The sequence below is a fragment of the Thermosynechococcus vestitus BP-1 genome, from assembly GCF_000011345.1.
GTDB lineage: Bacteria > Cyanobacteriota > Cyanobacteriia > Thermosynechococcales > Thermosynechococcaceae > Thermosynechococcus > Thermosynechococcus vestitus.
Window position 1 is genome coordinate 2,316,184 of sequence record NC_004113.1, and the last position, 18,817, is coordinate 2,335,000.

At 53.3% G+C, this 18,817-nt stretch carries 14 protein-coding genes, 1 tRNA gene and 2 rRNA genes (1 of these 17 cut by a window edge); 11 read left to right on the plus strand and 6 right to left on the minus strand.

Annotation, left to right across the window (positions count from 1 at the left end; translation table 11 throughout):
- The first annotated feature begins 603 nt into the window (after positions 1-603).
- From recO to TLL_RS11315, 3 genes are all read left to right on the plus strand, one after another.
- Complete coding sequence (recO, locus tag TLL_RS11305; protein ID WP_011058068.1) at positions 604-1,443, plus strand: DNA repair protein RecO; 840 nt, start codon at positions 604-606, stop codon at positions 1,441-1,443.
- Positions 1,440-2,741, plus strand: a complete 1,302-nt coding sequence (locus tag TLL_RS11310) for an MFS transporter (RefSeq protein WP_011058069.1) — start codon at positions 1,440-1,442, stop codon at positions 2,739-2,741. The genes recO and TLL_RS11310 overlap by 4 nt, the downstream gene beginning before the upstream one ends.
- Before the next feature lie 91 nt (positions 2,742-2,832).
- Entirely contained in the window at positions 2,833-4,224 is a 1,392-nt protein-coding gene (locus tag TLL_RS11315) for a PP2C family protein-serine/threonine phosphatase (protein WP_011058070.1), read from the plus strand.
- Between the two features lie 23 nt (positions 4,225-4,247).
- On the opposite strand, the gene tnpA is transcribed toward TLL_RS11315, so the two are convergent.
- Complete coding sequence (gene tnpA / locus TLL_RS11320) at positions 4,248-4,646, minus strand: IS200/IS605 family transposase (RefSeq protein WP_011057219.1); 399 nt, start codon at positions 4,644-4,646, stop codon at positions 4,248-4,250.
- A gap of 51 nt (positions 4,647-4,697) precedes the next feature.
- Between tnpA and TLL_RS11325 the strand changes: the two genes are divergently transcribed.
- The 8 genes from TLL_RS11325 (at position 4,698) to TLL_RS11360 (ending at position 14,229) form a co-directional block, all read left to right on the plus strand.
- A complete protein-coding gene (locus TLL_RS11325) occupies positions 4,698-5,876 on the plus strand; it encodes an RNA-guided endonuclease InsQ/TnpB family protein (protein ID WP_011058071.1) in 1,179 nt (392 codons plus the stop codon).
- Between the two features lie 54 nt (positions 5,877-5,930).
- Positions 5,931-6,278 carry a hypothetical protein gene (locus TLL_RS11330; RefSeq protein WP_011058072.1) on the plus strand — a complete coding sequence of 116 codons (348 nt, stop codon included), beginning with the start codon at positions 5,931-5,933 and terminating at the stop codon, positions 6,276-6,278.
- A gap of 78 nt (positions 6,279-6,356) precedes the next feature.
- The gene (mutS, locus tag TLL_RS11335) at positions 6,357-8,981 is read left to right on the plus strand and encodes a DNA mismatch repair protein MutS (RefSeq protein ID WP_011058073.1); all 2,625 of its coding nucleotides are present in this window, start codon (positions 6,357-6,359) and stop codon (positions 8,979-8,981) included.
- Positions 8,982-9,030: 49 nt separating this feature from the next.
- The gene (locus TLL_RS11340) at positions 9,031-10,257 is read left to right on the plus strand and encodes an MFS transporter (RefSeq protein WP_011058074.1); all 1,227 of its coding nucleotides are present in this window, start codon (positions 9,031-9,033) and stop codon (positions 10,255-10,257) included.
- A 62-nt stretch (positions 10,258-10,319) separates the two neighbouring features.
- Positions 10,320-12,119 carry an ABC1 kinase family protein gene (locus TLL_RS11345; RefSeq protein WP_011058075.1) on the plus strand — a complete coding sequence of 600 codons (1,800 nt, stop codon included), beginning with the start codon at positions 10,320-10,322 and terminating at the stop codon, positions 12,117-12,119.
- A gap of 24 nt (positions 12,120-12,143) precedes the next feature.
- On the plus strand, positions 12,144-12,866 hold the full coding sequence (locus TLL_RS11350; RefSeq protein WP_011058076.1) for a Stp1/IreP family PP2C-type Ser/Thr phosphatase: 723 nt from the start codon (positions 12,144-12,146) through the stop codon (positions 12,864-12,866).
- A gap of 15 nt (positions 12,867-12,881) precedes the next feature.
- Positions 12,882-13,061 (plus strand): hypothetical protein, encoded by a 180-nt coding sequence (locus TLL_RS11355; RefSeq protein ID WP_011058077.1) that lies wholly within the window; start codon positions 12,882-12,884, stop codon positions 13,059-13,061.
- A 34-nt stretch (positions 13,062-13,095) separates the two neighbouring features.
- Positions 13,096-14,229 carry a cob(I)yrinic acid a,c-diamide adenosyltransferase gene (locus tag TLL_RS11360; protein WP_011058078.1) on the plus strand — a complete coding sequence of 378 codons (1,134 nt, stop codon included), beginning with the start codon at positions 13,096-13,098 and terminating at the stop codon, positions 14,227-14,229.
- Here the strand turns inward: TLL_RS11360 and TLL_RS13600 are convergent.
- From TLL_RS13600 to TLL_RS11385, 5 genes are all read right to left on the minus strand, one after another.
- A complete protein-coding gene (locus tag TLL_RS13600) occupies positions 14,226-14,438 on the minus strand; it encodes an ArsR/SmtB family transcription factor (RefSeq protein WP_315862520.1) in 213 nt (70 codons plus the stop codon). The two genes, TLL_RS11360 and TLL_RS13600, sit on opposite strands and share 4 nt — an antisense overlap.
- Positions 14,439-14,781: 343 nt before the next feature.
- Positions 14,782-14,898: ribosomal RNA gene (gene rrf / locus TLL_RS11370) — 5S ribosomal RNA — on the minus strand.
- A gap of 581 nt (positions 14,899-15,479) precedes the next feature.
- Positions 15,480-16,007: an LAGLIDADG family homing endonuclease gene (locus TLL_RS13620; protein WP_011058080.1), complete on the minus strand. Its 528-nt coding sequence runs from the start codon at positions 16,005-16,007 to the stop codon at positions 15,480-15,482.
- A 23S ribosomal RNA gene (locus TLL_RS11375) occupies positions 16,007-18,639 on the minus strand. Before TLL_RS11375 ends, TLL_RS13620 begins: the two co-directional genes overlap by 1 nt.
- Positions 18,640-18,785: 146 nt before the next feature.
- Positions 18,786-18,817, minus strand: a tRNA-Ala gene (locus TLL_RS11385) (it continues 41 nt past the right edge of the window).

Consider the following 18,817-nt stretch of genomic DNA (forward strand, 5'->3'; position numbering starts at 1 on the left):
GCTGTATGTCGCCAGTGATGAGATGGAACCTTACCTGCGGACCCCCCGACGCCCAAGCCCTTGACCAACTGTGAGATGGGGTAAGGCTCCAACACTCCGGCGATCGCCCGGAGAAAGCGATGTAGCCTGGATTCGCCCTTCAATCCTTATTCCATCACATCTGAACTCACCCCCCTGCAACGAAGCATCGGCATCCTCAATGACCAGCCCCCCAGGGATTCCCTATCCAATCACAAAGCCTTTACTACGACTAGCAATATAACGAAAAAGTTACCAGCGCGCAGTCAAAAGACCCACGATACCGCAGAAAGCTATCACGAGTCTCATCGAGCAGTTGATTCGGCATTATCCACGCCGCACCTAAAAATTAACCCACATTTTCTGCTTTCTGAAGCAAAAGTCACAGGCTTGGGTACGCAGCGGTGCCTTGGCCTCCCTGACTGGATGAGTAAGGAACATTGACAAGTAAAGGCGATCGCCCTGTTGAATCTAGAAGTGACAGACAGAAAACCTTAAAATGATCTCACTCCTTCCGCAGATCATCACCGATTTACCCCTGGAGAATCTGCACCGCAGTAATGCCCAATTGTCTGGATACTTGGGATGGGTCGCACCTACCGTACCATTGGCATTAACCTCAAGGCCATGCCCTTGGGGGAAAGCGATCGCCTCCTCAGTGTCTTTAGTCGCGATCGCGGGCTGCTGAAGTTAGTTGCTCCCCATAGCCGTGGCTCCCGCTCAAGATTGGGGGGACGGGTGGATTTGTTTGTTGTCAATGACCTCTTTATTAGCCCCGGCCGCAATCTAGACCGCATTCTTCAAGCAGAGACAGTAGCCACATACCAAGGCCTCCATCACCAGTTGACCACGCTGACCGCTGCCCAATATCTCGGTGAGGTGGTGCTCTACCAAATTCATCCCCAGCAACCCCAGCCGGAGCTCTTCGATTGGTTCTGTGCCACGCTGGATCAGCTTCAGGGGGCTTCGAGTCGCGCTGCCCTAGCGATACTGGTGCGCGGCCTGTGCGGCATCCTGCGATTGGGGGGCATTGCCCCGGAATGGTACCAGTGCCACGAAAGTGGCTGCAAAATCGCCGTCCCTACAGCGGATACCGACTGGCGATTAGGTTTTAGTTTTGCGGGTGGCGGCGTTTTTAGGATCAGGGCGGATCATCCAGTGGGGAATGAGTCTGTTGCCGGTGCGGGGGGCGATCGCCAGCTGACAGCCAGTGAAGTTCGTTTAGGGCAATGGCTCGCGATGCCCACCACGCAATTCTTAGCACGGGATGAATTCCTCACCCAAGCCGAGGCCTATCCCCTCAGTGTTTGGCTCTCCCTAGAGCGGGTGTTGCGCCAGTACCTGCAATTTCATCTGGAGCAACCGTTGCGGGTGCCCCCCCTGCTTGATAGTTGTTTTTCGCCTGTTGCGGTGTCCCAGCCATGAGCATTGAGCAGCAAGACATTCCCTTGGATCTGCCCCTACCCCCGGTGCCGCCCCTCTGGCAAAACCGCAATTTTATTGCTCTTTGGCTGGCACAGGTCTGCTCGCAGCTGGCCGACAAAATTTACCTTGTATTTGTCATTGCCCTGACTACGGAGTTTTTCCAAGCGGCAAACCAGAGCATCAGTGGCTGGGTATCGGCGATCATGATTGCCTTTACAATTCCAGCCATTCTCCTTGGATCCGTGGCGGGGGTGCTGGTGGATCGCTGGTCAAAAAAACAGGTGCTCATTGTTACGAATCTCTACCGTGCCCTCCTCGTTTTAGGAATTCCGATCACGATTCTCCTTGGCGCCGGGCAGTGGTTTGGCTTTATGGCGCTGTTGCTGATCACGTTTACAATTTCCTGCTTAACCCAGTTTTTTGCCCCGGCCGAACAGGCCGCCATTCCTCTGCTTGTGGATAAGTCCCATCTGATGTCCGCCAACTCCCTCTACACGCTGACGATGATGGCGGCTCTCGTTGTCGGGTTTGCGGCGGGTGAGCCGCTTTTGCATCTGGCGAGCCACTGGCATGCCCGGTGGGGTGGGGCCATGTTTGTGAGTGGCTGCTATGGGGGGGCCGCCCTTCTATTGATGCTGCTGCGGCCACCGGATCAGTGTCATCTGCCCCCGAGTCGCCCTCGGCAAGTGTGGCAAGAACTCCGCCAAGGCCTTCAGCTTTTGCGCGAATATCCTGCCCTGCGTTTTGCGCTGCTGCAACTTATTTTGCTCTTTGCCATTGTGGCCGCCATGTCTGTTTTGGTGGTGCGCCTTGCGGAAATCTTACCTAGCCTCGATACGGCTCAATTTGGTTTTCTCTTGGCCGCTGCCGCCGGCGGACTCGGGCTAGGGGCACTGCTGTTGAATACCGTGGGTAAGCGCTTTGCCTATGGCTGGTCAAGTTTGCTAGGCTGTTGGGGGATGGGAGGGATGTTCCTTGGCCTATCCCTGAGTCTAGACTCCTTGGCTTGGAGCATTGCCTACATCGTGGGGTTAGGCTTTTTTGCCGCCTTTGTGGCTATTCCCCTGCAAACCCTCATCCAACTGATGACACCACCAGAACAGCGGGGCACTATCTTTGGCCTGCAAAATAACCTGGTCAATATTGCCCTCAGTGTGCCCTTGGCTGTGGCTGGTTTAGCGGAGACGTGGTGGGGGCTGCAACCGCTACTCATCGGCTTGGGAGGGGCGATCGCCCTAGGTGGGACGTTGATGACCCTCAGCCATCGCAACGGCATCGTCAGTGGCAACCTGCTCTAAAAGTTTCATAAAAAATCTTAAATCCTTTCATCTTGACGTTTTTTGCGCTACGCTGTACAGTCAACTGACGCTTTTGCTGGCGTAACTGACCATGTCACCTGCCTTGCCCTCATCCTCTACGACCTCTTCTAGCCCGGTGATCGCCCTCAAGGAAATGGTGTCGCGGTTACAGCGGGAAAACAGCAAAATTCAGGAGCTATTGGCATCCCTGAGCTTTGCCCTGCGGAGTTTCAATAATCTCAATCAATTTTTTGAACTGATCCCGCTGATCACCTGTCGGGTAACGGAGGCGGAGGCCGCTGCATTGGTCCTATTTCGCGCCGATGGCCAAGCCCGTCTTGAACAGCTCCATTGTCACGCCAGCGATCAGTGCCCCAATATTCGTGCTGCCCTAGAAACCGCCACCCGTACCCTTGCCAATAGCGTTGGTATGGCGGCAATCGATGCCGGGAGCGATCGCCCTCAACTTGAGCAGCTTTTAGATCAGCAACTGCGGGAACGTCTCCCCCAAGGCATTCAATTCTACGCCACCGCCATTCTCGTCAAGGATTCCAGACTCACAGAGCGGGGACGGTTATACGTTTTTAGCCAGCAACCGGCCTATGAGTGGAATGAAACGCGACAGCAACTGTTGCAGGTGATTGCGGATCAAACGGCGGTGGCCATTGCCAATGATGAATTGGCCTTAAAGTTGCGCGATCGCCAGCGCTTGGATCGGGAACTGGAAATTGGTGCTGAAATTCAACGGCGACTTTTGCCCCACCGCTGTCCCAAAATCCACGGCCTAGAGCTAGCCGCCGAGTGTCGCACCGCCAGTTGGGTTGGAGGAGACTACTACGACTTTATTCCCATTACCTATGGCCTCAGCGATCAACAAGAGATTGAACAAGGCCGTTGGGGGATTGCCATTGGCGATGTCATGGGTAAAGGGGTCCCCGCCGGACTGATCATGACCATGACCCGTGGCATGCTGCGGGCAGAAGCCCTGAATGGTCACCGTCCCAGCCGCATTTTGCAGCACCTCAACCGGGCGATGCAGCCGGATTTAGAAAGCTCCCACCGCTTTGTGACCCTCTTTTACTCTGAGTACAACCCACAAACCCGGATTCTCGCCTACAGTAATGCTGCCCACCTGCCCCCCCTCCTATGGCGGGCTGAAACCGGAATGATCCATCGGCTGGACACCTACGGTATGCTCATTGGCCTGGATCCCCGCAGTCAATACCAAGAAGCCGAAGTACGCCTCCAACCGGGGGACACCGTGATTTACTACACCGATGGCATTACAGAAGCCGATAATCCCAAGGGCAAACGCTTTGAGGAAGAAGGGCTAGCAGCAGTTGTCAAAGAGGGGTGCACCAAAGGTTTAGGGGCACAGGCACTATTGGACTATATCTTTGATGCCGTTGATACCTTTACCCATACCAAGGGCCGGCGCAGCGACGATATGACGTTGGTGATTCTGCGGGTAATTGACCAATGAAATGGGATACAAGCTCCATCCTTTTAGGACGGCTTTTTTTGATTTCTAATATATTCCTTAAGCACCTCTAACGGTGCTCCTCCAACAGATGCCGCAAAATAACTAGGGCTCCAAAGTGATTCTTCATGGGGTTTTGGTAGTGCAGCTTTTCCATATCGACGACTAGATACACCTTTAAGCGCATTTACAATCTGCGAAACAGAAAGTTTAGGAGGGTACTCAATTAGCGCATGGACATGGTCTTCTTCGCCGTTAAATTCAAGAATCTGGAAATCCATCTTCTTAGCGACTTCTCGAAACGATTTCTCGATCAGCTCTAATCCCTCAGCGCTAAGGACTGGCCGGCGATACTTAGTCACGCATACCAAATGAATCTTTAGGTCCGTAACACTGTGTCTCCCTTTACGAAGATGACTTGACATTGCCTGTAGACCAACCTATAATCTAGCTACAGACCAATTATAGCACAACCAATGAAAGCTAGATATAGATATCGTTTCTATCCCACAGACCAACAACGACAACGCCTAGCTCAGTTGTTTGGCTGTGTCCGTGTGGTATGGAACGACGCACTGGCAATTTGTAAACAATCTGATTCATTGCCAAAAACTAGTGAATTGCAAAAGCTAGTAATTACCCAAGGGAAGAAAACACCAGAGCGGCAATGGTTGTCTGATGTTTCTAATGTCCCGTTACAGCAGTCCGTTGCCGATTTAGGAGTTGCCTATAAAAACTTCTTCGATTCAATTAAAGGTCGGCGAAAAGGCAAGAAGATCAACCCTCCTAGATTTAAAAAGAAGACAGAAAGACAATCCGCCAGATTTACTACCTATGGTTTTTCAATTAAAGGCGAAGAAGTTTATCTAGCGAAGATTGGTAATGTCAGACCAATTTGGTCAAGAAAGCTTCCTTCTAAACCAAGCTCAGTTACGGTGATTAAAGATGCTGCAAATCGATATTTTCTCAGTTTTGTCGTCGAGATCGACCCAGTTCATCAACCTGCAAGTAATCCTTCTATCGGCATTGATTTGGGAATTAAAGCGTTTGCTACTTTAAGTACGGGCGAAAAGATTGATGGCCCTGATTATTCCAAGTTAGACAAAAAGATCAGGCGAAAACAACGCAAACTGGCCCGTCAAGTTAAAGGAAGCCAACGGCGGGAGAAAACAAGACTGCAAATCGCTAAGCTTCATAGTCGGATTTCAGACATTCGCAGGGATTTCTTGCATAAAGTGTCTACCCGCGTGGTTATCGAGAACCAAGTGATCACACTGGAAGACTTGAATGTCTCTGGAATGGTGAAGAACCGCAAACTCGCTAGAGCAATTAGCTTGCAAGGTTGGCGAGAATTCAGGGTTTTAGTTGAGGCTAAGTGCACGAAACTAAACCGTGAGTTCATTGTTATCGACCGATGGGAGCCAACCAGTCGGACTTGCTCAACATGCGGTTTTAAATGGGGCAAAGTCGATCTATCTGTCCGCTCTGTTGTATGCATAAACTGCGGCGCAGAGCACGATAGAGACGAAAATGCCGCAAGAAACATAGAGAAAGTCGGGATAGGGCATTGCCACGACTATAAATGGACGCAGAGGGGGAGTAAGACTACTTCGGTAGCATCACCCGATGAAGCGTCAAGAATCATCGCACTTTAGGGCGGTGAGTATGTCAAAATCCAATCAATAAAAGCGGTTAAGATAACCGCAGGTATGTACGAGGTGGCGATGCGCTACTTTGTTGAGGTCAGCTTCCGTTGTGATGGTGATGCCATTTGGGACACCCTCAGCCGTTACCTCGGCTTTGTGGTTGCGGAAACCCTTGACCAGGCTATGGCCCTGCATCATTTTTTTGAGATGCATCCACTGGTGTCTGGCGTGGAAACCTTTGTCCAATCCAGTGAAAGCCAACCCTATCTGCTGCTGACCACCTATCCAGAGCGCATCAGCAAGGCCAATGTTCAACGCAGTCGTTTTCAGGAGGCGCTGGCAATTCTTGGCGAACACAGTTCTGGGCTGGCGGAATGGCTCTTTATGGAGACGACAGGGGATGAGTATTAAGCGCTCTACGCCACGATAGGGAAAACTATAAAATATAAAGTTCCCCTGGAGCACACCACAGGAAGTTGTGACGTTGCTATGTCCAACGATCGCCCGCTGACCCATTCTGAGGCTGAATCCTCTGCCTTGCGCTTAGGACGTAACCCTGGTTTACAGGTGCGCCACGATGAGGTGGAGCGATCGCTCTTGACACCGATGCTTCAGCACTATGCTGAACTCAAGGACGCCTATCCCCACGCTTTGCTGCTCTATCGGGTGGGGGATTTCTACGAAACCTTTTTTCAGGATGCCTGCACAGTTGCCCGCGAATTGGAACTGGTGCTCACCGGCAAAGAGGGAGGCAAGGAAGTGGGACGGGTGGCCATGGCCGGCATTCCCCACCATGCCCTTGAACGCTATTGCCGCACCCTCATTGAAAAGGGTTATGCCATTGCCATCTGCGATCAAGTGGAAGACCCCGCCCAAGCCCAAGGATTGGTGAAGCGGGAAGTGACCCAAGTCTTTACACCGGGAACGGTCTTAGATACGGAGCTGCTTCAACCGCGCCGCAATAATTTTTTAGCTGCTGTTGTGCTTTCTGGCAACCATTGGGGGTTGGCCTATGCCGATGTCTCCACGGGGGAGTTTTGTACCACCCAAGGGAGCGATCGCGCCGATCTAGTGGCAGAACTCAACCGCTTGCAACCGGCAGAAATCCTCCTGCCTACTGAAGCGCCGGACATTAATCGCGTCTTGCGCCCCGGCGAAGGTAAGGATCAATTGCCCCCAGAATTGCCACCCCAGTGGTGCTACACGCTGCGATCGCCCGAAGATTTTCAGGCAGCAGCAGCGCGGCAACGCCTGTGTCAACGTTTTCAGGTGAAATCCCTAGAAGGCTTTGGCTGTGAACATCTGCCCCTTGCCCTGCGCGCCGCTGGGGGACTGGTGGCCTATTTGGATGAAACCCACCGCCAGCAGCCTGTCCCCCTGCAAAACCTCAGCACCTATTCCCTGCAACAGTATCTGTTTCTCGATCCGCAAACTCGCCGCAATCTCGAACTCACCCAAACCGTGCGCGACGGCAGTTTTCAAGGCTCACTCCTGTGGGCGATTGATCGCACGGCAACTGCGATGGGGGGACGCCTGCTCCGCCGTTGGCTGCTGCAACCCCTCCTTGATATTGAGGAGATCACGGCTCGCCAGGATGCCATTGCTGAGTTGATGGCCAATAGTAGCCTGCGCCAGAGTCTGCATCGCCATCTTCAGGAAATTTATGACCTTGAACGCCTGGCCGGTCGGGCGGGGTCAGGGACTGCCAACGCGCGGGATTTAGCAGCGCTGCGGGACTCCTTTCGCACCTTAGTCTCTTTGGCAGCAGTGGTTGCGAACACGAGCTCTCCCTATCTGCAAGCGCTGGCTCAACTGCCACCGGTGATTGAGCAATTGGCGGACACCCTCAGTGCGGCGCTGGTAGATCAACCCCCCACTAGTCTCAGCGAAGGGGGGATTCTACGCCCCGGTGCCTATCCCGAACTGGATCAGCAGCGCCAGCAAATCGAGCAGGATCAACAGTGGATTCTCAATCTCGAAGCCCAAGAGCGACAGCGTACGGGCATTAGTACGCTGAAAGTGGGCTACACCAAAGTCTTTGGCTATTACCTCAGTGTCTCCCGCGCCAAGCTGAACCAAGTGCCCGATGACTACATCCGCAAGCAAACCCTCACCAATGAGGAACGCTTTATTACGGCTGAGCTCAAGGAACGGGAAGCACGGCTATTGGCGGCTCAAAGCCATCTTTTTGAACTGGAGTACCAATACTTTGTCCAGTTGCGGGAGCAGGTGGCTGCTCAGGCCTCAACGATTCGCGAGATTGCGGCCGCAGTAGCAGCGGTGGATGCCCTTTTGGGGTTAGCTGAGGTGGCGCTGTATCAGGGCTATTGCCGACCCCAACTGACCCGCGATCGCCAGCTTTGCATTCGCGGTGGCCGTCACCCCGTTGTCGAGCAAACGTTACCGGCTGGCTTTTTTGTTCCCAATGATACGCAACTGGGGACAGGGGCAGATTTGATGGTGCTGACGGGGCCCAATGCCAGCGGCAAAAGTTGCTATCTACGGCAGGTGGGTCTGATTCAACTGCTGGCGCAAATGGGCAGTTATGTGCCCGCCACCAGTGCCACCTTGGGAATCTGCGATCGCATTTTTACTCGCGTGGGGGCCGTTGATGATCTCGCCACTGGCCAATCCACCTTTATGGTGGAGATGAATGAAACGGCGAACATCCTCAACCATGCGGGCGATCGCTCCCTTGTGCTCTTGGATGAAATTGGCCGCGGCACCGCCACCTTTGATGGCCTCGCGATCGCGTGGTCCGTAGCAGAATATCTGGCCACCATCCTCAAATCCCGCACCATTTTTGCCACCCATTACCACGAACTCAATCAACTGGCAACGCTCCTGCCCAACGTGGCCAACTATCAAGTGGTCGTCAAAGAACTCCCCAACGAAATTATTTTTCTTCACCAAGTGAAGCCCGGTGGTGCCGATCGCTCCTACGGCATTGAAGCCGGGCGCCTTGCCGGCTTGCCTGCGGTCGTGATTCAACGTGCCCGCGAAGTAATGTGCCAAATCGAGAAGCACAGCAGAATTACCGTCGGACTGCGCAAGAGCTCAATGGGTGACCCCCCCACCGCCCCTGAGATCAATCAGGGGGAGCTGCCTTTTTAATTCCTTGGCTAGAATAGAGACTGTAACGTTTTGTTAACAAGGGGAATTTGTGGTTGTCCTGTTAAAACTCGCCCCACCCCTACGACAAACGCTCCTCCGGCTGATCTTGGCAGGTCTGTTGTTTTGGTCCAGCATTGCTGCAATGTTGCCCACCTTACCCCTTTACATCGCCCAGAAGGGGAGCACGCCCCATCAGGTGGGGTTTGTCATGGGTGCCTTTGCCGTGGGGCTGCTGGGTTCTCGCTCTTGGTTAGGGCCCCTAGCCGATCGCCGGGGACGCAAAATTACCCTGCTCATTGGCCTCGCTGTGGCGGCGATCGCCCCCCTGTTTTACATCCTCAGCCACAACCTACCGCTCCTGATAGCCGTGCGCCTGCTCCATGGCGTGAGCATTGCCGGCTTTACCACCGGTTACATGGCGCTGGTGACGGATATTGCCCCACCCCAACATCGCGGCGAAATCATTGGCTACACTAGCCTTGTCCATCCCATTGGTGTCGCCCTTGGGCCCAGTTTGGGCAGTTGGCTGCAAATGCACTACGGCCATGACTGGGTCTTTATAGTTGCCAGCACACTGGCTGCCCTTGGCTGCATGGCTGCCGCAGGGGTGCGGGCGGTGAATAGGGCGCAGGAGTCGGGAGAGCTGCCTGCAGAGACAACCCTCTTTTGGCGGTTATTGCTTTCAGAACGGCTGCGGATTCCTAGCTTAGTGATGTTGAGTGTCGGCTTGACCTTTGGCACGATCGCCACATTTATTCCCCTCTTTATGGCCGCCGAGCAGTTGGGGGTATCCCCAGGTCTGTTTTACTCCGTCGCAGCGATCGCCAGCTTTATCGGTCGTGTCCTTACGGGCGCTGCCTCCGATCGCTGGGGACGGGGGATCTTCATCTCCGCCAGCCTTGCCGCCTATGTCGTCTCAATGGTGCTCCTCGCCCAAGCCCAGACCCCCTTGGATGTCCTCTGGGCAGCGATTCTTGAAGGTCTTGCCGGCGGTGTCCTGATTCCCATGGTGGCTGCCCTCATGGCCGATCGCTCCACCCCCCAGGAGCGCGGACGGGTTCTCAGCCTCAGTTTAGGCGGTTTTGATCTGGGAATGGCCCTCGCAGGTCCCCTACTGGGGGGATTGGTTGAGCATTGGGGCTATCGCGTCATCTTTCGCATGGGGGCGGTCTTTAGCCTCTTAGGGTTGGCCTTCTTTTTAACCGCCAGTAGTAAAAGTCTGCCTGATTCCCTGCGCTTTGCCCTCGGCATGGGGCGCGATCGCTATGCCCTGTAGCCTTTTTAGGATCACCCCCTGCGGTGGCATAAACCGCAAAAGCCTTTTTAAGAGAAGATTGCATGGCGCTGATGTCTCCCCTGTTCAAAAAAAGGGCGGTATCCCTAGGGATTCGTTACAATTTTTTGAGATTACCCACTAGGGAAAAACGCGTGTCCACACCAGCTTCGGCCAGTTTGACCCCCACCGGCAAATCCTACCGTTGGAATCGCGAGCGTTACTCGAAAACGCGGCGCTTCTTTGATATTTGGTTTTTTGTCTGGCGATTTCTCTTTGGCCGCTGGCTCCTCACCCAATCTTGGAGCTACTGGGGCGGTATGACGGATGCCAAACGGGCGGCGCGACGCCGGGCCCAAGCCATTTGGATTCGCGAAACCTTCCTTGATCTTGGCCCTACCTTCATCAAACTGGGGCAACTGTTTTCCACCCGCGCCGATCTCTTTCCCAGCGAATACGTCGAAGAACTCAGCAAACTGCAAGACCGCGTCCCCGCCTTTAGTTACGAGCTCGTTACAAAAATCATCTACGAGGACTTTGGCCGCCCTATTCCTGAACTGTTTCGCAGTTTTGACCCCATCCCCATGGCCGCCGCCAGTCTTGGCCAGGTTCACAAAGCCCAACTGCTTTCTGGGGAAGAGGTGGTTGTCAAAGTTCAACGCCCCGGCCTACGGCAGCTCTTTGACATCGATCTTGCTATTCTCAAGGGCATTGCCCAGTATTTTCAGAACCATCCCAAATGGGGTCAAGGGCGCGATTGGATGGGCATCTACGATGAGTGTTGTCGCATTCTCTACGAAGAAATTGACTACCTCAACGAGGGACGCAATGCCGACACGTTCCGCCGCAATTTTCGCGATCGCGAGTGGGCCTGTGTCCCCCGCGTCTATTGGCGCTACACCTCACGGCGCGTCCTCACCCTTGAGTACCTACCGGGGATTAAAATCAGCCACTACGAAGCCCTCGAAGCCGCTGGCCTAGACCGCAAACGCTTGGCAGAACTGGGTGCCAAGGCCTACCTCTACCAAGTTCTCAACGATGGCTTTTTCCACGCTGACCCCCATCCGGGCAACATTGCCGTTAGCCCCAATGGCCAACTCATTTTCTACGACTTTGGCATGATGGGGCGCATTCAACCCGTCACCCGCGATAAGCTGCTGAAAACATTTTTAAGCATTGCTCAGCGGGATGCTGAACAGGTGGTACAGTGCCTTGTAGAGCTAGGGGCGTTGGTACCCACAGGGGATCTAGGGCCCGTGCGGCGCTCGATTCAGTATCTCCTCGACAATTTCATGAACCAGTCCTTTGAAACCCAATCGGTGGCTCAAATCAGCGATGACCTTTACGAAATTGCCTATGACCAACCCTTTCGGTTTCCTGCCACATTTACCTTTGTGATGCGCGCCTTTTCCACCCTCGAGGGCGTGGGCAAGGGACTGGATAAAGACTTTAACTTCATGCAAGTTGCCCAACCATTTGCGACCGAACTTATGACCAACGGAAACCTTCCCGATCCCAGTAATGGCAGTCTTTTCTCAGAACTGAGTCGGCAAGCCGCTCAAGTGGGCAGCAGTGCCATTGGTTTGCCCCGTCGCCTTGAAGAGGTACTCGATAAACTTGAAAACGGTGACCTGCGCTTGCGCGTCCGTTCCAGTGAGAGCGATCGCATTCTGCGGCGCTTGAGTAACATTAACTTAGGGCTAAATTATGTCGTGCTCATTGGCAGTTTTTCCCTGGCGGCGACAATTTTATTCGTTAACCAGTATCTTCTCCTTGCAGGTGTGGCAGCCGCCTTAGCGGTATGGTTTGGTATCCTCTATTGGCGGCTAATGCTTAAACTCGATAAGTATGAAAAGATGTTTTAGCAAGAAACCCAGGACAGGGGGGTCATGGACGTTGCTGGCTTAACTGACTGTGGTCTGATTCGCAAAAGCAATCAGGATGCTTTTTATATTGATGAAAAGCATCAGCGCTTTTTTATTGTTGCAGATGGCATGGGGGGACACGCCGGCGGCGAGGAAGCCAGTCGTTTAGCCGTCGATCACATTCGGCAGTATTTGGAAACCCACCTTGAAGACCTGCAGCACGACCCCGTCACTCTACTCCGCCAAGCCTTTCTTGCAGCCAATCATGCTATTGTTGAGCAGCAGCGCCAAAACAGTGCCCGTGCCGATATGGGTACGACGGCTGTGGTGATTCTACTTGATGAAAAGGGCGATCGCGCTTGGTGTGCCCATGTGGGCGACTCCCGCATCTACCGCTGGCGCAAAGATCAACTCCAGCAGATTACCAGCGACCACACGTGGATTGCTCAAGCCGTGCAACTGGGTAGCTTGACCATTGAGCAGGCGCGGCAGCATCCGTGGCGCCATGTGCTCTCCCAGTGTTTAGGACGCGAGGACCTCAGCCAAATTGATATTCAGCCCATCGACCTAGAGCCGGGCGATCGCCTGCTGCTGTGCAGTGATGGCCTGACCGAAGAACTCACAGATGACGTCATCAGTATCTACCTCAGTGAACCCAATGTTCAAAAAGCTGCTGCTGCCCTTGTGGATGCAGCCAAAACCCATGGCGGGCGTGACAATGTCACCGTCGTTGTCATCAGTGTTTAAGCCTGTTTAAAGTCTATGGAAACGGAATTTATCCGTCTCACCCTACCACGACACAACCTTTCCCAGCCTTTCCATGATGCCATCGAACAGGCCCTGCAAGCCCATGGTCAGCCCCTCCGCTGGGCAATTACTGGCACCACCCCCACTGATTTAACAGTTGAAGCCGTTGTTCTCAAAACCCCACCCCCCTCTTGATACAATCCCTCTAGGTTCTTTTATTTACCCTCCTATGACCCGTGCAGGTATTGGCATTCAAACCGCTCAAATTCGACCCGGACGAGTGAGCGGCCAACTCCATGTCTATGACGGTGCCGGTAAAGGAAAATCTCAAGCCGCTCTTGGTGTTGTTCTGCGCTCCATTGGCCTGGGTATTGCCTCTGCATGGCCCACTCGCGTACTGCTGTTGCGCTTTCTCAAAGGACCCGGTCGTGCCTACGCCGAAGATGCCGCCATTGAAGCTCTGCAACGGGGGTTTCCTCACTTAATTGATCAAGTGCGGACAGGACGAGCCGAATACTTCACTGCTGAGCAAATTACCAAATTCGATCGCCAAGAGGCACAGCGGGGCTGGGATATTGCTAAGGGGGCGATCGCCTCTGGTCTCTATTCCGTCATTGTTTTAGATGAACTCAACCCTGTCTTAGATTTAGGCCTTTTGCCCGTTGATGAAGTCGTCAACACCCTCCGCCGCAAGCCCGAACATCTAGAGATTATTGCCACTGGCCGCGGCGCCCCTGCCCAGCTTCTGCAAATTGCTGACCTCCACTCCGAGATGCGTCCCCTTGTTCATCCCACTGCCCAAGAGCAGGGCATTGAGGGGATTGAAATCTATACGGGTGACGGTAAAGGTAAGTCCACCAGTGCCCTCGGCAAAGCCCTGCAAGCGATCGGCAAAGGAATTAGCCGCGACCAATCCCACCGTGTCCTGATTCTCCAATGGCTCAAGGGAGGGCAAGGCTATACCGAAGATGCCGCGATCGCTGCCCTCAAGGAAAGCTATCCCCATTTAGTGGATCACCACCGCTGTGGTCGGGATGCCATTGTCTGGCGCGGTCAACAGCAGGAAATTGACTACATTGAAGCCGAACGCGGCTGGGAAATTGCCCAAGCTGCCATTGCCTCCGGGCTTTACAAAACAATTATTCTCGACGAACTCAACCCCACCGTTGACCTTGAACTTTTGCCCGTCGAACCCATTGTGCAAACACTCCTACGCAAGCCACGCACCACTGAAATTATCATTACCGGTCGCTGCAAATATCCCCCCGCCTACTTTGAACTCGCCAGCGTTCACTCGGAGATGATCTGCCACAAGCACTATGCTGAGAAGGGCGTTGATCTCAAGCGCGGCGTTGATTTCTAAGAACAGACACAAGCCGGCACTATCTCCCCCACTGTAAACTGCTGCAAATAGGCGATGACAGTTGCAAATTGGGGCCGATCTAAGCGGTCATAAACCCACCGCCCCTGTTGGCGCGACAGCACGAGATTGACTTGCCGCAGTGCCCACAGATGAAACGAGAGCTTTGAGGGCCGCAGGTGCAGGCGATCGCACAGATCACAGACACACAGTTCCTCCCGATGAGGATCTCAATGACTTTCAAGGGCAAGGGCTCCCCAAGGGCATGGAGGGCCAACTGAATCTCAGCGGGATATTCCTGATAAATCCCTGAAGCAACCATCACTGCACCGGAGAGGGAACACTCAGGAGCTGGCGAAACTGCTCCCCTCTTTGAGCCGTATTGACGGGTTGAGGCGCTTGACTCCGATCAATGGCTTGGCGCAATTAACCAATCCTGCTTGGTACAGGGGATCATCAATGTCACCCCCCTATCCAAAACCAGTCATCCCTTAGACGTTTCTTAAAAGTCAAGACCCCACCCAGAGAACCTAGATGGGGTAGCTTAAATATTTTGCCTAGCACCGAGCTATTTTTGCAGGAGGCGACCCTCCTACTATCTTCACCGCTGCGACGTTTCACCTCTGAGTTCGGGATGGATCAGCGTGGTTCCGCCGCGCTATAGGCACTAGGCAAAGTCTTAATTTTCAGTTGAGAACCTAGACTAAGGAGTTGCTAGATAAGTTCAACGAAAATAACCTTTCAACTAAATAGCAATTGTCAGTACAGTTAATTCACTCAGACACCTGTTGATTGATGAGGTCAAGCCCTCGGTCTATTAGTACTCCTAGACTTCATCCATTACTGGACTTCCATCGGGAGCCTATTAACGGGTGTTCTACCCGTGACCTTACTGGCTTATGCCATGGGAGCACTCATCTTGAGGTGGGCTTCCCACTTAGATGCTTTCAGCGGTTATCCACTCCGCACATGGCTACCCTGCGTTTACCGTTGGCACGATAACAGGTACACCAGAGGTGCGTTCCTCCCGGTCCTCTCGTACTAAGGAGGACTCCTCTCAATGCTCCTACGCCTGCACCGGATATGGACCGAACTGTCTCACGCATGTTGATCTCGTATCACTACGAGCATGGACTATATCTTCATCCTGACTCTCGCCATTGACGAATCAGGAGCCGACATTTGATGTCTCTGACAAGCTCAGAGCATCTCAGCTTACGCTTGATGGCTAACTCAAGCCTAGGCTTCAGTCTCTACGGGATCAAGAGTTGTCGTGATCTCAAGAACTGCTCCACTTGGTCAGAAGGAATAGAACGCTTTCTAGAAGCATTCAGTTCACCAAAGCGGTCCACTTTTTGAGCAAGTTTCAGGAACTGCTCAGGCGTTAATCGCCTTGAGTGAACCACCTCCTGTAGAACAGTAATTGCTAAATCACATTGTGGCTTCTTTATCTTCAGGTAACTGCGTAGAGTCACCAGCACGTCTAAAACAGATGGTGTATCAACGATGGCATATTCACTCACGCCATCTTTTCGATCCCTCACGAATCCTACTTGGAAGATTGATTTTAACCACTCCAAGAAGGAACGATGAGAAGAAGGCTGAAAAAAGGTGATACTAGCACGAATTTGATAGCCAAGGACATAGTCCTTGCGTCGCACTAGTTGCAGATTGATACAACCATCAGCATCCAGAAAGCCAGCAATGTAACTCAGCGTTAAGTTGTCCGTCACGAGACCCTTGCTTACCCTCGGTATTGTCTCAACCAGCCGTTCGGTCACTGATTAAGATTCTACCGATTTTAGTCGGTTTGCTGCTCCACATTACTGTGGAGTGACGCAATGATTTACGTTCTGAACCCAGCTCACGTACCGCTTTAATGGGCGAACAGCCCAACCCTTGGGACGTACTACCGCCCCAGGTTGCGATGAGCCGACATCGAGGTGCCAAACCTCCCCGTCGATGTGAACTCTTGGGGGAGATCAGCCTGTTATCCCTAGAGTAACTTTTATCCGTTGAGCGACGGCCCTTCCACGCGGAACCGTCGGATCACTAAGGCCGACTTTCGTCTCTGCTCGACTTGTAGGTCTTGCAGTCAAGCTCCCTTATGCCTTTGCACTCTACGGCTGATTTCCGACCAGCCTGAGGGAACCTTTGCGCGCCTCCGTTACCATTTAGGAGGCGACCGCCCCAGTCAAACTGCCCACCTGAAACTGTTCCTTCGCTGGCTAACAGCAGAAGGTTAGAATTCTAGCCTTGCCAGAGTGGTATCTCACTGGCGACTCCATATCCCCCGCAAGGGATACTTCAACGTCTCCCACCTATCCTGCGCAAGCAAAGCCCGAACCCAATTCCAGGCTACAGTAAAGCTTCATAGGGTCTTTCTGTCCGGGTGCAGGTAGTCCGCATCTTCACAGACACTTCTATTTCGCCGAGCCTCTCTCCGAGACAGCGCCCAGATCGTTACGCCTTTCGTGCGGGTCGGAACTTACCCGACAAGGAATTTCGCTACCTTAGGACCGTTATAGTTACGGCCGCCGTTCACCGGGGCTTCGGTCGCCAGCTTCGCTTGCGCTGACCGGCTTCCTTAACCTTCCGGCACTGGGCAGGCGTCAGCCCCCATACATCGTCTTACGACTTAGCGGAGACCTGTGTTTTTGGTAAACAGTCGCCTGGGCCTCTTCACTGCGACCACCTCTCGGTGGCACCCCTTCTCCCGAAGTTACGGGGCCATTTTGCCGAGTTCCTTAGAGAGAGTTATCTCGCGCCCCTTGGTATACTCTACCCCCCCACCTGTGTCGGTTTCGGGTACGGGTATCTTGGCTTAACGTGCTTAGAGCTTTTCTTGGAAGCATGACATCAATCACTTCCCCACCGTAGTGGGTCGTACTCCTGCCTCAGCTCAGAGCGTTTTCACCGCTCCTCAACACCTCGGACAGTTGAACCGGTAACCAACATCCGGCTGATCTAGCCTTCTTCGTCCCTCTGCACAAACCAAGATGAGTACTGGAATATTGACCAGTTGTCCATCGACTACGCCTTTCGGCCTCGCCTTAGGTCCCGACTAACCCTTCGCGGACGAGCCTTCCGAAGGAACCCTTGGGGTTTCGGGGCATTGGATTCTCACCAATGTTTTCGCTACTCAAGCCGGCATTCTCACTTCTGCTTCGTCCACACCTGCTTACGCTAGTGCTTCAAACTAGTGCAGAACGCTCCCCTACCACTTACGTAGTAAGTCCACAGCTTCGGTACATCACTTAGTCCCGTTCATTTTCGGCGCAGGAACGCTTGACCAGTGAGCTATTACGCACTCTTTTAAGGATGGCTGCTTCTAGGCAAACCTCCTGGTTGTCTGAGCATCCCCACCTCCTTTGCCACTTAGTGATGATTTGGGGACCTTAGCTGGTGGTCTGGGCTGTTTCCCTCTCGACGATGAAGCTTATCCCCCACCGTCTGACTGGCTGTGTGTACACAGGGTATTCAGAGTTTGACTCGATTTGGTACCGCTCTCGCAGCCCGCACCGAATCAGTGCTTTACCCCCCTGCTATAATCACAACCGCTATGCCTCAACATATTTCGGGGAGAACCAGCTAGCTCCGGGTTCGATTGGCATTTCACCCCTAACCACAGCTCATCCGCCGATTTTTCAACATCGGTCGGTGCGAACCTCCACTTGGTGTTACCCAAGCTTCATTCTGGCCATGGTTAGATCACCCGGGTTCGGGTCTATAAGTACTGACAAACGCCCTATTCAGACTCGCTTTCGCTATGGCTTCGGCATTTTTGCCTTAACCTGCCAGTACCTATAAGTCGCCGGCTCATTCTTCAACAGGCACGCCGTCACTCGTTAAATCGAGCTTCGACTGCTTGTAAGCCTACGGTTTCATGCTCTATTTCACTCCCCTTCCGGGGTTCTTTTCACCTTTCCCTCGCGGTACTATGCGCTATCGGTCACACAGGAGTATTTAGCCTTACGAGGTGGTCCTCGCAGATTCATCCGGAATTCCACGTGCTCCGGACTACTCGGGATACAGCTAGGATTGTTAAGCTTTCGACTACAGGACTTTCACCTTCTCTGGTGTAGCATTCCACTACTTCGTCTAGCCGCCCAATTCCATGTTGCTGTCCCACGACCCCAACGGGCAAGCCCGTTGGTTTAGGCTGTTCCCCTTTCGCTCGCCGCTACTAAGGGAATCGAGTTTTCTTTCTTTTCCTCTGGCTACTAAGATGTTTCAGTTCGCCAGGTTCGCCCTCTAACGTTATGGATTGGCGTTAGAGTTACTGGGTTGCCCCATTCGGAGACCTCCGGATCAAAGCTTGTTTCCAGCTCCCCGAAGCGTATCGTCGGTATCCACGTCCTTCATCGCCTCTGTGTGCCTAGGTATCCACCGTAGGCTCTTTGTAGCTTGACCACAGTCAACATTGGTGTCTGTGTTTCTAGATAGAACAAATGATCGTTCTACCTAAGATAACTACCTGACTAATCGCTATTTAGTTTTCAAGGTTCTGTTACTAGCGTTTCGCTGAGCAGACACGTCATCCCATCAATGGTTTGACGTGGAGGTAAGCGGACTCGAACCGCTGACCCCC